Annotated in this window: 15 protein-coding genes; 8 read left to right on the forward strand and 7 right to left on the reverse strand. The window is 70.4% G+C overall.

From position 1 onward, the window contains the following. Positions 1-103 precede the first annotated feature (103 nt). On the forward strand, positions 104-904 hold the full coding sequence (locus tag IWX89_RS14745) for a VOC family protein (protein ID WP_196904304.1): 801 nt from the start codon (positions 104-106) through the stop codon (positions 902-904). Between the two features lie 61 nt (positions 905-965). Here IWX89_RS14745 and IWX89_RS14750 read toward each other — a convergent pair whose 3' ends face one another. After that, positions 966-1,208, reverse strand: coding sequence for a zf-HC2 domain-containing protein (locus IWX89_RS14750; protein WP_134510712.1), 243 nt, complete (start codon positions 1,206-1,208; stop codon positions 966-968). Then, positions 1,205-1,813 (reverse strand): sigma-70 family RNA polymerase sigma factor, encoded by a 609-nt coding sequence (locus IWX89_RS14755; protein ID WP_231383354.1) that lies wholly within the window; start codon positions 1,811-1,813, stop codon positions 1,205-1,207. The genes IWX89_RS14750 and IWX89_RS14755 overlap by 4 nt, the downstream gene beginning before the upstream one ends. Before the next feature lie 110 nt (positions 1,814-1,923). Here IWX89_RS14755 and aroA point away from each other — a divergent pair, with 110 nt between their 5' ends. The 3 genes from aroA to bcp all read left to right on the forward strand — a co-directional run bounded on the left by aroA (position 1,924) and on the right by bcp (position 4,903). After that, complete coding sequence (aroA, locus tag IWX89_RS14760; RefSeq protein WP_196904307.1) at positions 1,924-3,297, forward strand: 3-phosphoshikimate 1-carboxyvinyltransferase; 1,374 nt, start codon at positions 1,924-1,926, stop codon at positions 3,295-3,297. Further along, positions 3,294-4,346, forward strand: a complete 1,053-nt coding sequence (rsgA, locus tag IWX89_RS14765) for a ribosome small subunit-dependent GTPase A (protein WP_196904308.1) — start codon at positions 3,294-3,296, stop codon at positions 4,344-4,346. The genes aroA and rsgA overlap by 4 nt, the downstream gene beginning before the upstream one ends. Before the next feature lie 77 nt (positions 4,347-4,423). Continuing rightward, positions 4,424-4,903, forward strand: coding sequence for a thioredoxin-dependent thiol peroxidase (gene bcp / locus IWX89_RS14770; RefSeq protein WP_196904309.1), 480 nt, complete (start codon positions 4,424-4,426; stop codon positions 4,901-4,903). 142 nt (positions 4,904-5,045) lie between these two features. On the opposite strand, the gene IWX89_RS14775 is transcribed toward bcp, so the two are convergent. After that, a complete protein-coding gene (locus tag IWX89_RS14775) occupies positions 5,046-5,513 on the reverse strand; it encodes a hypothetical protein (RefSeq protein WP_307836580.1) in 468 nt (155 codons plus the stop codon). 183 nt (positions 5,514-5,696) lie between these two features. Here IWX89_RS14775 and IWX89_RS14780 point away from each other — a divergent pair, with 183 nt between their 5' ends. Next, on the forward strand, positions 5,697-5,945 hold the full coding sequence (locus IWX89_RS14780; RefSeq protein ID WP_035837005.1) for a WhiB family transcriptional regulator: 249 nt from the start codon (positions 5,697-5,699) through the stop codon (positions 5,943-5,945). A 156-nt stretch (positions 5,946-6,101) separates the two neighbouring features. On the opposite strand, the gene IWX89_RS14785 is transcribed toward IWX89_RS14780, so the two are convergent. Beyond that, a complete protein-coding gene (locus IWX89_RS14785; RefSeq protein WP_196904310.1) occupies positions 6,102-7,595 on the reverse strand; it encodes a sensor histidine kinase in 1,494 nt (497 codons plus the stop codon). A gap of 99 nt (positions 7,596-7,694) precedes the next feature. Between IWX89_RS14785 and IWX89_RS14790 the strand changes: the two genes are divergently transcribed. Together IWX89_RS14790 and IWX89_RS14795 are read left to right on the forward strand one after the other, a co-directional pair. Next, on the forward strand, positions 7,695-8,159 hold the full coding sequence (locus IWX89_RS14790; RefSeq protein WP_196904311.1) for a hypothetical protein: 465 nt from the start codon (positions 7,695-7,697) through the stop codon (positions 8,157-8,159). Further along, the gene (locus IWX89_RS14795; RefSeq protein WP_307836581.1) at positions 8,117-9,916 is read left to right on the forward strand and encodes a DUF5671 domain-containing protein; all 1,800 of its coding nucleotides are present in this window, start codon (positions 8,117-8,119) and stop codon (positions 9,914-9,916) included. Before IWX89_RS14790 ends, IWX89_RS14795 begins: the two co-directional genes overlap by 43 nt. Positions 9,917-9,953: 37 nt before the next feature. Here the strand turns inward: IWX89_RS14795 and IWX89_RS14800 are convergent, their stop codons facing one another. Together IWX89_RS14800 and IWX89_RS14805 are read right to left on the reverse strand one after the other, a co-directional pair. Further along, complete coding sequence (locus IWX89_RS14800; protein WP_196904312.1) at positions 9,954-11,270, reverse strand: regulator; 1,317 nt, start codon at positions 11,268-11,270, stop codon at positions 9,954-9,956. 2 nt (positions 11,271-11,272) lie between these two features. Beyond that, positions 11,273-11,905, reverse strand: coding sequence for a hypothetical protein (locus tag IWX89_RS14805; RefSeq protein ID WP_196904313.1), 633 nt, complete (start codon positions 11,903-11,905; stop codon positions 11,273-11,275). Positions 11,906-12,037: 132 nt separating this feature from the next. Here IWX89_RS14805 and IWX89_RS14810 point away from each other — a divergent pair, with 132 nt between their 5' ends. Next, positions 12,038-12,325: a helix-turn-helix domain-containing protein gene (locus tag IWX89_RS14810; protein WP_196904314.1), complete on the forward strand. Its 288-nt coding sequence runs from the start codon at positions 12,038-12,040 to the stop codon at positions 12,323-12,325. 15 nt (positions 12,326-12,340) lie between these two features. Here the strand turns inward: IWX89_RS14810 and IWX89_RS14815 are convergent, their stop codons facing one another. Then, positions 12,341-12,931 carry a hypothetical protein gene (locus tag IWX89_RS14815; protein WP_196904315.1) on the reverse strand — a complete coding sequence of 197 codons (591 nt, stop codon included), beginning with the start codon at positions 12,929-12,931 and terminating at the stop codon, positions 12,341-12,343. Between the last annotated feature and the right edge of the window lie 29 nt (positions 12,932-12,960).

The raw sequence follows: 12,960 nt of genomic DNA on the forward strand, positions 1-12,960 counted from the left end.
GGGCCCTCCTGCGTGCGGCGGGCCTCCCGCCGGCCGCCCCGTTGCCGCTTCCGGGCGACCGTCCTAGGCTGGGCGCATCCCCCGTCGACAGGAGCCCGCCACCATGCCCGAACGCGATGCCACCCGATTCGGCGAACCATGCTGGGCAGACCTGATGACCACCGACCCCGACGGGGCCCGGGAGTTCTACGGCGGGCTCTTCGGCTGGACGGCGGTCCGGTCCGACCTGGAAGACAGCGACTACATCACGTTCCGGCGCGGTGACGCCGACGTCGCCGGCATGGCCGTGCAGATGGCCGGTTCCCGAGCCCCGGACGCCTGGTCGATCTACCTCGCCGTCGAGGACGTGGACGCCACCGCCCAGGCCGCACGGGCGGCCGGCGGCCAGGTGCTCGCCGACCCGGTGACGATCGGCTCGATGGGGCGGATGGCCATCGTGTCAGACCCGACCGGGGCGGCCGTCGGCCTCTGGCAGCCCCACGACTTCGCCGGTTTCGGCGTGACGGGCGAGGTGGGCAGCCCGGTCTGGCACGAACTGAACACCCTGGACTACCCCACCGCCGTCGCGTTCTATGAGACCGTCTTCGGCTGGAAACCGGTCGTGCTCAGCGACACCGACGAGTTCCGCTACAGCACCATCGGTGCGGAGGGCGCGATGGTCGCCGGCGTCTTCGACGCGTCGGCGCATCTCCCCGACGGAATGCCTTCGCACTGGCAGCTCTACCTCGGCGTGGCCGATGTGCCCGCCGCCGCCGCCCTGGTCACGCAGCTCGGCGGCACCGTGCTCCAGGAGCCGTGGCACTCGGAATTCGGCACGTTCGCCCGGGTCTCCGACCGGACCGGCGCGATGTTCGTGCTCGGCTCCGTGGATCAGCCGGAAACGGACCAGTCGGCCACGACCTGACGCGGCGGCCTCAGTGCGGTGCCTGGCTCAGTGCGGTGACCGGCTCGGTGCGCTGACTGGCTCAGTGCGCTGACTGGATCGTGCGCAGCTTCAGCAGCACCTGGTCGCGCAGGTCCTCCGGCGCGGTCTCCCGGCAGGCCCGCTGCACGGCCTCGGTCAGGGTGCGTCCGACGAGGTGCTCGTCGCTGCAGTCACCGCAATGGGCAAGGTGCTCCTGAATGTCGGAGGCGTCCTCGCCACGGAGTTCATTGTGCAAGTATTCCTCGAGTTCGGCCTTGGCCTTCTCGCATCCACAGTCGGTCATGCTGATGTGCTCCCGGTTTGAGTGTGGCCTGTCGCGATCGTGCCGAGCCCACGCTCGAGGGCGTAGCCGGACAACAGGTCGCGAAGGAGTCGCCGGCCACGATGCAGGCGGCTCATCACAGTGCCAATGGGTGTTTTCATGATTTCGGCGATCTCCTGGTAGGAGAAGCCTTCAACGTCGGCGAAGTAGACGGCCAGCCGGAAGTCCTCCGGGATGGACTGCAATGCGTCCTTGACCGCGCTGTCGGGCAGGTGGTCGATGGCTTCCGCCTCGGCCGACCGGCTCGCCATGGCGGTGGTCGATTCCGCCCCGCCGAGCTGCCAGTCCTCGAGGTCATCGATCGTGCCCTGGTACGGTTCGCGCTGCTTCTTGCGATACGTGTTGATGAAGGTATTGGTGAGGATCCGGTACAGCCAGGCCTTGAGGTTGGTGCCCTGCTCGAACTGCTTGAAGGCGGCGAAGGCCTTCACGAAGGTCTCCTGAACCAGGTCCTGGGCATCGGAGGGATTACGCGTCATCCGCATGGCCGCCGCGTAGAGCTGGTCGATAAAGGGCAGGGCCTGCTCTTCGAACAGGTCACGCAGGTCGGTCGCATCAGTTGTCATCACCGACGATTCTAGTTCGTCGGTCTTGAACACGCTCGGTCGCTCCAGCACCATGGACAGCGCCATCCGTACCTCCCTCATCCATTCGTCACCGACTATTCTGATAACCGATGTTGATCTCGAGATATTCCAAGCCTGAGTTCGATCCCTACGGCGACACGTCGCCCGAGGAGACGAATGAGTGGTGGCCCGCGCCGACGGCCGGAGGCCCGCTCGACGCTGTCGTGTCGCTGCCCGGGTCGAAATCCCTCACCAACCGCGAACTGGTGCTCGCGGCGCTCGCCGCCGGGCCGTCCCGTCTCCGCTCCCCGCTGCACTCCAGGGACAGCGATCTGATGGTCGCCGCCCTCCGCCAACTCGGCACCACGATCGACGCCGTCCCCGGCGACGGCGAGTTCGGTCCCGACCTCACGATCACCCCGGGGGAACTCGTCGGCTCCACCACGATCGACTGCGGCCTGGCCGGGACCGTGATGCGGTTCCTGCCCCCCGTGGCCGCGCTCGCGCTCGGGCCGACCACCTTCGACGGCGACGCCGGCGCCCGCCGCCGGCCGATGGCGACCACGATCAGCTCGCTGCGCGCCCTCGGCGCCGACATCAACGACGACGGCCGCGGCGCACTCCCGTTCACCGTGCACGGCACGGGCCGTCTGGCCGGCGGCGAGGTCACCATCGACGCGTCAACCTCCAGCCAGTTCGTGTCCGGCCTCCTGCTGGCCGGCGCCCGGTTCGAGCGCGGCCTCCACCTCCGCCACTCCGGCGAGCGCCTGCCGAGCCTCCCCCACATCGAGATGACCATCGCCACCCTCGCCCGGCGCGGAGTCGACGTGCAGAGCCCGGCGATCGGGGAATGGGTCGTCGCACCCGGACCGATCACCGGCGCCGAGGTCGACATCGAACCGGATCTGTCGAACGCTGCACCGTTCCTGGCCGCGGCGCTCGTCGCCGGGGGCACCGTCACGATCACCGGCTGGCCGTCGCAGACCACCCAGGTCGGCGCGGACCTGGCCGAGCTGCTCCCCCGGTTCGGCGCGCGGGTCAGCCTGGTCGGCGACCGCCTCACCGTGTCGGCCGGCGACCGGCTGTCCGGCGTCGACCTCGACCTGTCCACCGGCGGCGAACTCGCCCCCGCGCTCGTGGCCCTCGCCGCCCTCGCCGATTCGCCGAGCACCATCACCGGGATCGGGCACATCCGCCACCATGAGACCGACCGGCTCGCCGCACTTGCCGCAGAGATCAACGGTCTCGGCGGCGCCGTCACCGAACTGCCCGACGGGCTCCGGATCGAGCCCCGCCCGCTGCACGGCGGTCACTGGCGCAGCTACGACGACCACCGGATGGCGACCGCCGGGGCCCTGATCGGCCTCGTCGTTCCCGGGGTGGAGATCGAGAACATCGGCACCACCGCGAAGACCCTCCCCCAGTTCACCGACCTCTGGCACGCACTCATCGCCCCCGGGACCGCGCCGGTCGTGCCGAAATGACCTGGTGGGCAAGCGCCGATGACGACGACGAGCCTGAGTTCGACGAATCCAGCGTGCGGGTGCGCCCGAACCGCAAGGGCAACAAGCCCCGCACCAAGACCAGGCCCGACCACGAGAACGCGCTGACCGGTCGCATCCTCTCCGTCGACCGCGGCCGGTACACGGTCATGCTCGACGAGGACCTCCCGACCGAACGCCGGGTCACCGCGGCCAGGGCGAGCGAGCTGCGCAAGCACGCGGTCGTCACCGGCGACCGCGTCGACATCGTCGGCGACACGACCGGGGCGGAGGGCAGTCTCGCCCGCATCGTGCGGATCGTTCCGCGCGTCACCCTGCTCCGGCGCAGCGCGGATGACACGGATGCCGTCGAGCGCGTCATCGTCGCCAACGCCGATCAGATGCTGATCGTGGTGGCGGCGGCGAACCCCGAGCCGCGCATCCGTCTCGTCGACCGCTACCTGGTCGCCGCGTACGACGCCGGGGTCTCCCCGATCCTCTGCATCACGAAGACCGACCTGGCCGACCCGGCCGTGTTCCTCAGCAACTTCGCCGGCCTCGACCTGCCCGTCTTCGAGAGCCGCGACGACGCGATGCCGCTGGCCGAGATCTCCGCCGCCCTGGTCGGGCACGACACCGTGTTCGTCGGCCACTCCGGCGTGGGCAAGTCCACCCTCGTCAACGCCCTGGTGCCCGACGCGCACCGCGCCGTCGGCGTCGTCAACACCGTCACCGGCCGTGGCCGGCACACCTCGTCGTCGACGATCTCGCTGCGCCTCGAAACGGATGCCGGGCGCGGCTGGGTGATCGACACCCCGGGCGTGCGTTCCTTCGGCCTCGGCCACATCAACACCGACAACATCCTCAAGGCCTTCACCGACCTGGCCGCGATCGCGGAGAAATGCCCGCGCGGGTGCACCCACCTGCCGAACTCGCCGGACTGCGCGATCAACGAGGCGGTGGCTGCCGGAAGCCTCGGCGACACCGGGAAGGCCCGCCTGGACTCGCTGCAGCGCCTGCTGGCGACCTTCGCCGCGGTCCCCGCCCACTGACCGGACTCTCCGCCCCCTGGCAGGTGCCCGCCCACCGCTACCGGCTCCGCCCGTTCCGAGCCGGTAGCGTGGAAGGCATGACGGACTCCACACGCCTCGCGGCCGGCGACACGGCCCCCAGCTTCACCCTGACCGACCAGGACGGGGCATCCGTCTCCCTGGCCGATTTCGCGGGCTCGAAGGTCGTGCTCTACTTCTACCCGGCCGCGATGACGCCGGGGTGCACGAAGGAGGCCTGCGATTTCAGGGACAACCTCGGCTCGCTCGCCGCGGCCGGCTACCGGGTGCTCGCGGTGTCCAAGGATTCCCCGGCGAAGCTGAAGTCCTTCCAGGAGAACGACCACCTCACCTTCCCGCTGCTCAGCGACTCCGACCTGTCCGCGCACAACGCCTACGGCGCCTGGGGCGAGAAGAACCTCTACGGCAAGACCGTCACCGGGGTGCTCCGCTCCACCTTCGTCATCGACGAGGCCGGGCTGATCACCCTCGCCCTTTACAACGTGAAGGCCACCGGGCACGTCGCCTCGCTGCGGAAGAAGCTCGGCCTCGACGCCTGATCCACGGCGACGTCACGCCGGTGTCGCCCGGCGCCGGTCCTGCGGCTCCTCGAGGGCGGCTGGGACGCCCGCAGGCGTCACCCGGCCGGGAGCAGGTCGGGTGCGTCCCGCGCCGCCCACCGCCCGGCCAGGGCGGCAGCCGTCATCCGCGCTGGTCGTCCGGGGCGTTGCCCGCCCCGGGCAAGGAGGTCGTCGCGGCGATCACCCGCGGCATGAACAACAGGGCCAGCACGGCCAGCGAGGGCAGGAGGAGCGCCCAGCCGAGGTCGACCCTGGCGTAGAGCCCCTGGAAGCAGCCCACGGCGACGGCGATCTGGACGAGCTGCCAGGTGACGGCCGCGCCGCGGATCCAGGTGCGCCGGCGCAGCGAATTGATCGCGATCGCGGTGACCCAGGCCGCTGCGATGAGCACGAGCACCAGAATCGCGAGCGCGCTCGCCAGGGAGGTGGGGGTCGCCGTGATCAGCTCCAGCATGAGCCAGACGACCGCGGTCCAGAGGAGGGCGGCCTCCGCCCAGAGGAGGGTCGCGAGGATCAGCAGCGCCCGCGGCCGAAATGGCGCTCCGGAGGCGCTTTTGCCGTCCGAATGGCGGTCAGAGCGTTCATTCACAGAGATATCCCATACAAAACTATTGATTTGACTCCACCATTATGCGACCATATTTGAGGCCCGGTTGACGCTCACAGGGACGTGAGTAGGTCTCATTCTGTAGATCAGTTTCCTTCCTGCAACCGGCAGCCTCATTATCTTCGGCCAATCGGCCAGGCATCCCCGCAATCAAGGAGCACCCCTATGGACTGGCGCGACAAAGCTGCCTGCCTCACCGCCGACCCGGAACTCTTCTTTCCGGTTGGCAACACTGGACCCGCTGTGGACCAGATCGAGAAGGCGAAGTCCGTGTGCGCCCGTTGCAATGTGACCGAGGTCTGCCTGCAGTACGCGCTTGAGACCGGCCAGGACTCGGGTGTCTGGGGCGGGCTCAGCGAAGACGAGCGCCGCGCCCTCAAACGTCGCGCCGCGCGCGCCCGCCGCGCCTCTTAGGCGACAGCCGGCTCGAGGCGGCAGCCCGTGGGCTGCCGCCTTTCGTGTGTCCTGAAGCGACGCGCAGTCGCCCGTTGACGGGGCGCGGGGTACTCGAGATGCCGCCTGTGGGCTGCCGCCTTTCGTGAGTCCTGACAACGACGCGCAGCGTCGTTGTCAGGACTCACGCATATAACGCAGGGGGATCTCGATCGTGACCTCGGTGCCGCTGCCCATCATGGTGTGCCAGTCGATGCTGCCGCTCAGTTCGCCCTGGATCAGCGTGCGCACGATCTGAGTGCCGAGACCTGACCCGACCTTGCCCTCCGGCAGGCCGGAGCCGTTGTCCCGCACCCGCACGGTGAGCGTTTCTTCGTTGCGCTCGGCCTCGATCGCCACCTCGCCCTCGCGCCCGGCCAGGCCGTGCTCGACCGCGTTCGTGACAAGTTCGGTGAGCGCGAGCGCGAGCGGCGTGGCGAAGGCGCTGGGGAGGATCCCGAAGCTCCCGGATGACTTCGGATGCGCCGTGGTGTTGTGCGCGGACGCGACCTCCGCGATCAGCAACAGCACCCGGTCGAAGACGACGTCGAAGTCGACCTGCTGGTTGAGCCCCTCCGACAGCGTGTCGTGCACGACGGCGATGGCCGCGACCCGGCGCATGGCCTGGTTGAGTGCTTCGCGGGCCGTGTCCGAGTGTGTGCGTCTCGCCTGGATCCGAAGCAGCGACGCCACGGTCTGCAGGTTGTTCTTGACCCGGTGGTGGATCTCCCGGATCGTCGCATCCTTCGTGATCAGTTCGCGTTCCTGGTGCCGGAGTTCGGTGACGTCCCGGCAGAGCACGATCGCGCCGATCCGCTCGCCGCGATTGCGGATGGGGATGGCCCGCAGCGAGACGGTCACGCCCCGCGCCTCGACGTCGGTGCGCCATGGCGCCCGGCCGGTCACCACCAGCGGCAGTGACTCGTCGACGACCATCGTCCCGGTGAGCAGGCTCGTGGTCACCTCGGCGAGCGATTCGCCCTCGAGCTCGTCGATGAAGCCCATCCGGTTGAACGCGGACAGCGCGTTGGGGCTCGCGAAGGTGGTCACGCCGTCCACGTCGAGCCGGATCAAGCCGTCCGAGGCGCGCGGGGCACCGCGTCGCGGCCCCGTCGGGGCGCCCAGGTCAGGGAAGTCGCCCGACGCAATCATGGCGAACAGGTCGTTGGCGCAGTCGTTGAAGGTGAGCTCCTGGCGGCTGGGCGTGCGCGCCTCGCTCAGGTTGGTGTGCCGGGTGAGCACGGCGACCGGCGCGGCCGCGATCTTCGAGCCGGTGGAGCTGAGCCGCCGCATCACCGGGATGGCCCGCACCCGGGTGGGGGTCTCCTCGTACCAGTCGGGGGCCGTCGTGTCGACGATCTTCGCCGTGTCGAAGGCCTCGGTGACCTGCTGGCGCCATTCCCCCTTGATCCCCTGGCCCACGAAGTCGCGATAGAACAGGGTGGCGGCGCTCGACGGGCGCGCGTGCGCGACCGCGACGAAACTGCCGGCGGTGCTGGGCACCCACACGACGATGTCGGCGAACGCCAGGTCGGCGAGGAGTTGGGCGTCCGCGACGAGCATGTGGAGCCAGTCCACATCTTCGGCACTGCTGCGGCCCTGGGCAAGTACGAGATCACTGAGCGTTGACACGGTCAATAGCCTAGGTCCCCCGCTGCCTGCCGCACTCACCGGACTGCCGGGCGCGCCCGTTCGATGGTGGCGGACGTGCGATTGGGCCATGCTGTGCACATGAGCGCAACACCAGGAAAGCCCGATCGTTCCCTGATTGTCATCCTCGGCGTGATCGCCGCCCTCGTCATCGTGGCCCTCGTCGTTGTGTTCACCCGGGGGGAACCGGCGCCCCTGGACCCCGACACGCCCGAGGGCGTCGTCCAGCTCTACTCCGCGGCCGTCCTCGCCGGCGACGAGCAGACCGCCGCCGGCTACCTCACCGCGGGCAGGCTCGACAACTGTGACAAGGTCGACCCGGGCCCGTTGGACAACATCCGGCTCACCCTCGTGTCGACGACCGTGCGGGAGAACTCGGCCGACGTCAAGGTTTCCATCGTCACCGCCACCGACAACGGCCCGTTCGGAGCAAGCGAATACGAGAATGAGGATGTCTTCGACCTGGTCAAGGCGGACGGCCGGTGGCGCATCGACGGCGCACCGTGGCAGCTGACGATCTGCCCGAACCCGAAGGCGACCTCATGATGGTCAGCCTGGTGCTGCTGGTCGCGATCCTCGTCATCGGCGGCGGGATCGCCGGCATCGTGATGGCGGCCCGCAGGGCAGCCGGGCCGGGCGACGGTCCGGCCAGGGCCCAGCCCACCGTGCGCCGGGTCATCGTCTTCACGCTCCTGTTCGCCCTGGTCGTCATCGCCGCCATCGGTGTCGGCGGGTTGCTCGGGCGATTGCTCGACTCGGGCAACGCGCTGGCCTCCAGCGACATCACCGGCCTGGCCCGGTCGCTCGCGTTCACGCTCATCGCCGGTCCGTTCGCCGCAGTGCTCTGGTGGCTGCTCTGGCGGCGGATGGGGCCGGACGAGCGGTCCTCGCTCGCCTGGGGCCTCTATCTGGCCGCGATGTCCACGGTCTCCCTGGTGACGGCATCCGCCGCGCTGCTGACCTGCGCGGCCGCCCTGGTCCGCGCCGACTGGCAGCCCCGCACACTCGCGACCGGCGTCGTCTGGGCCGGAGTCTGGGTCTGGCACCGGTGGATGTCCCGGCACGACCGGAAGAGCCCCCGCCGACTCGTTACGGTGGCGCCCGTGCTCGGATCGGTGTTCGGCCTCGTGGTCGGGGCGGGCGGGCTCGTCACGGCGCTGGGTTCCCTCGCCGATGCCGCCATCGATGGTTTCGCGCCGAGCATCGTCGTCGGCGAACCGTGGTGGCGCCTGACCCTCCAGGCGATCATCTGGTGCGCCGGCGGGGTGGCCGTCTGGTGGTGGCATTGGTTCGTGGACCGCGCCAGCGCCCTGCGCGGCGGCCTTGCCGACGTGGCGCTGGTGTCCGTCGGAGTGGCCGGTGCGAGCATCCTGAGTCTGGGTGGGGCCGGGACCGCCCTGTTCACCCTGCTCAAGCTGGCCTTGGACCGCTCGGCCCCTGTCGCGCAGATCCTGGACCCGCTCGGCACGGCCCTGGCGGCGGCACTGGTCGGGGCCCTCGTCTGGCAGTACCACCGCGGCCTGGCAACGGCCAGGTCGGACCGGACCCGGCTGGCCGCCGGCGTGGTGACGAGCGGGGTCGGCCTCGTCGCGGCGGCGTCCGGCCTCGGCGTGATCGTGAACTCGATCCTCGCCGCCGGCACGGCGACGCTCGCCGGGTCGGACACCCGTTCCCTCCTGCTCGGCGGGATCAGCGCCCTCGTCGTGGGAGGCCCCGTCTGGTGGGTCGCCTGGAAGCCGGCGAAGCCCGTCGACCCGGCCCAGGTCGGCGCCACCGGGCGTCGCGTCTACCTGGTCCTCATCTTCGGGCTCAGCGCCGTGGTGGCGATCGTCACCCTGCTGGTCATCGGCTATCGCATCTTCGAGTTCGCGCTCAGCGATGCGACCGGCCAGAGCCTGGTCGACCGGGTGCGCGCGCCGCTCGGACTGCTCGTGGCGACCGGGCTCGCCGCCGGCTACCACTTCGCCGTCTGGCGGCGCGATCGGTCGGCGATCACCGCGGCGCCCGGCCGGGAGCACACCGTCGGACGGGTGATCCTGGTCACCGGTGCTGATCCTGAGCCACTCGCCCGGGCCGTCGGCGATGCCACCGGGGCCGCGGTCACGGTCTGGCGGCGCGCGGGCACGGAGCCGGTCGGTGCCGCGCCCGTGGGTGCGGATGCCGTTGGTGCGGATGCCGTGGACGCGGATGCCGGTCCGACGGCTCGGCAGCTGGTCGACGCGCTCCGCGGCGTGACCGGCAAGCGCGTGCTCGTCGTGGCCGGTCCAGGTTCCCGGATCGACGTGATCCCCCTGCGCGACTGACGGTGACGTCCGGACCCCGGGCGGGACCGCTGCGCCGTCAGCGCGCCGCCGCGGCCCTGCGCCACCAGACCCGGGCGCGCGGGCCGGTGGGGGCCTGGGCTGGAACGGGCAGCAGCTCCGCACGCACGAACCGGCGGATCCGCACCCGCGCCGGCGACTTCGGCGCGGCGTCGCGCAGGGTGCGCCCGGCGAGGACGGCCGCATCCGCCCCCTGCTGGTCCTGCGGCACGAGCACCGCCGATTCGATGCCGCCGAACCGCCGCAGCGCCTGCACCACCTGCCCCCGCGGGTCGAGGCCGACAGCGCTGGACCGAACCCGGTTCATCACGACGCTCACCCGGTCGGTCGTGATCACCTCGGCGAGGTCGACCCAGGCCCGCAGGAACCGGGACATCCCCACCGGGTCGGCCAGACCGCAGGCGACCACATGATCGCACTCCCGCAGTCCGGCGAGGGTGGCCGCATTGCGCCGCGGGGCGAACAGGTCGCTCGAGATCTCCTCATCGCTTTCCAGGCTGAAACCCGTGTCGAGCACGACATAGTCCACCCAGTGCCGGAGCGCATCGATGGTGCGGGTGACCCGCTCGCCCGACAACTCCGGCCAGCGTGACGGCCGGCCGATGCCGGTGAGAACCCAGAACGCGCCGGAGGGTGAGGCATAGCGCTGCGCGATCCGCTCCAGTTCCGACCGGGTGAGACTGTCCGAACCGGCCAGTCGGCACGCCGCCGCGAAGCCGGGTGCCTCATCGAGCATCCCGAGGGTGGGCGCGACGGAGCCGCTGTACGTGTCGATGTCAGCGAGCACCACGGTGTGCCCCGCGGCGGCGATCTCCGCCGCGATATTGATCGCCAGGGTGGTTCTGCCGGGCGAGCCGGCGGGACCCCAGACGGCGATCACTGAACCGGTGCGCATCGAACCGGTTCGCGCTGTCCCGGTTCGCGCCGATCCGGTTCGCGCCGACCCGGTTCGGGATACCGCGACCGGCGGTGACGGGTCCTCGATGCGTGACGGGATGACGATTCCGCCGACGATCAGCGGCTGGATCTCGGACCAGGCGGCCGAGGCGTCGAGGACCTCGAACAGGCCGAGTCCGACCGCGTGCCGGCGGTCGGCATCCGTCTCGGCCAGGGCGATCAGCCGGACGCCGTTGGCGTCGCAGGCCGCGATCAACTCGGCGCCGAGGGTGCCCCTGGCTGCCCCGGCGATCACGACGTCGGGCGCGCTCTCACTGAGCACGTCGAGGAGGTCCGGGACGGTGGCGGCGCGCGCCACGATGGCATGGCCGTGTTCGACGATGTCGGCCAGCAGCCGATCCTCGGTGCGGCGCGGCAGGGCCAGCGCCAGGGTGGCCATCGTCAGTCCCCGAGCGGCTCGTTGACCGGGACGACGGCGATGGCGTCACCGTTCGCGATGGCTTCGAGCACCGATGCGACCCTGGACTTCGGCACCAGGACCTCCACCGAGCGGCGGCCGTTCGCCGCCACGAGGCCGGCCGGCTCGACGATCCGCACGACCCCTGCCTCGCCGACGAGCACGACGGGCGGCTCGAATCTGGCATGGTCGGATTGTCGCGCCGACCAGACGTCGACCACCGTGCCCGGTCCGATCGACGCGGCGAGGGAGCCGGTGGGTTCGACGACGACGCTCGTCAGGTCCGCCCCGGACGTCCGTCCGACGGCAGCGGCGGGGACGAGTTCGCCGGCGGCGACGGTTCGCGTCACGATGACGCCGTCGGGCGGGAGCCGGCCGGGTGCCAGGTACAGGCCGTCTCCGCCGTCCAGTCGCACGTGCGACACAGCCAGGTCACCGGCCTCGATGTGGTCGCCGACGGTCAGCGCGGACCGGGCGGCATAGACGGCCGTGGTGCGGTCACTGCCCGCGACGACGAAGTACACACCGGTGACCGCGGCGAGGACCATGACCAGGCCGATCGCGAAACGCGGGTCGAACCAGAATCTCGGACGGGAATTGCTCGTCGGCTTGCCCACGACCGGTTCCTCCGTTCTCGAGAGCCTGTCTCGTCGGTATCCATCGTCGTCGTCCCCGCCCGGGCGCGGGCGAGTTATCCACAGGTGAGCGTCGCTCGCAATCCGCCCGGGCCGACGGCGGATAATCGGTGCATGAACGATTCCGTTCCTTCCCCTGCTGTGGGCCGTTTCCTCACTCTCGCCGACACCGCGGAGATCCTGTCTCTCTCTGCGGCCGAGGTGCACGACCTGGTGCGCACCGGCGAGCTCCCCGCGATCCGGCTCGGCTCGACCGGGGTCTGGCGGGTCGAGCGCATTGTGCTCGAGTCCTTCATCGAGGCCAAGTATGAGGAGGCCAGGCGGATGGCGCTCTGGCAGCAGTCGGACTTCGGAAACATCCCCGAGCTCTCCGGTGGTCGCATCATCAGACCGGAGGACTGACCCTGGCGTTGCCGGCTAGGAGAGCCGCACCAGCTGGATCTCAGCCAGCGGCACGATCCGGTACTGGTGCACCTCAGAGGCCCGGCGCAGCGTTCCCGCCGCGTGCACGGCCAGGTCGAAGTGGTCCCGCCCGACCCGGTCGATCGTGCCCGTGAGGAGCCCCGTGCGAGTGTGCACTTCGAGGCTCGACCGGCGTCGGCACAGGTCGCGGAGCACGAACGACAGGCCGATCCGATCCACCAGGCGGGCCGCCCGGCCGGGTTCGGCCGCCAGCGACGCGGGCACCTCGGCCTTCGCCACGATCACCCCCGCGATCGCGGAGAGCGGAAGCACGCACTGTGCGCCCACGGTCGGGGCGTCCAGCAGATCGGCCGCCAGCCAGTCCCTGCCGAATGTCGTCGGCCGCAGGGTGATGGTCTCCCCCGAAACGAGGGCGACCCGGAGGATGCCGGCACCTCGGATGGCGGCGAGGCTGGTCAGGCGGTCCCGCAGGGAAAGCCTGCCCAGGCGCAGGCGCTCCTCTTCGGCGCGCAGGTCGATCTCCTCGGCGTTCAGCTCGTTTTCGAGCTGTCCCTCGAGGTCGTCGAAAAGGTTGTCCCAGCGCACAACCCGAAGCTAGCCTGAGCCGCCGACCC

It is taken from the genome of Cryobacterium sp. MP_M3 (assembly GCF_015752155.1).
GTDB lineage: Bacteria > Actinomycetota > Actinomycetes > Actinomycetales > Microbacteriaceae > Cryobacterium.

Excerpts from the sequence above, each read along its gene's own strand:
- IWX89_RS14745 (WP_196904304.1), top strand. The coding sequence starts at position 104 with ATGCCCGAACGCGATGCCACCCGATTCGGCGAACCATGCTGGGCAGAC.
- IWX89_RS14750 (WP_134510712.1), bottom strand. The coding sequence starts at position 1,208 with ATGACCGACTGTGGATGCGAGAAGGCCAAGGCCGAACTCGAGGAATAC.
- IWX89_RS14755 (WP_231383354.1), bottom strand. The coding sequence starts at position 1,813 with ATGACAACTGATGCGACCGACCTGCGTGACCTGTTCGAAGAGCAGGCC.
- aroA (WP_196904307.1), top strand. The coding sequence starts at position 1,924 with ATGTTGATCTCGAGATATTCCAAGCCTGAGTTCGATCCCTACGGCGAC.
- rsgA (WP_196904308.1), top strand. The coding sequence starts at position 3,294 with ATGACCTGGTGGGCAAGCGCCGATGACGACGACGAGCCTGAGTTCGAC.
- bcp (WP_196904309.1), top strand. The coding sequence starts at position 4,424 with ATGACGGACTCCACACGCCTCGCGGCCGGCGACACGGCCCCCAGCTTC.
- IWX89_RS14780 (WP_035837005.1), top strand. The coding sequence starts at position 5,697 with ATGGACTGGCGCGACAAAGCTGCCTGCCTCACCGCCGACCCGGAACTC.
- IWX89_RS14790 (WP_196904311.1), top strand. The coding sequence starts at position 7,695 with ATGAGCGCAACACCAGGAAAGCCCGATCGTTCCCTGATTGTCATCCTC.
- IWX89_RS14800 (WP_196904312.1), bottom strand. The coding sequence starts at position 11,270 with ATGGCCACCCTGGCGCTGGCCCTGCCGCGCCGCACCGAGGATCGGCTG.
- IWX89_RS14810 (WP_196904314.1), top strand. The coding sequence starts at position 12,038 with ATGAACGATTCCGTTCCTTCCCCTGCTGTGGGCCGTTTCCTCACTCTC.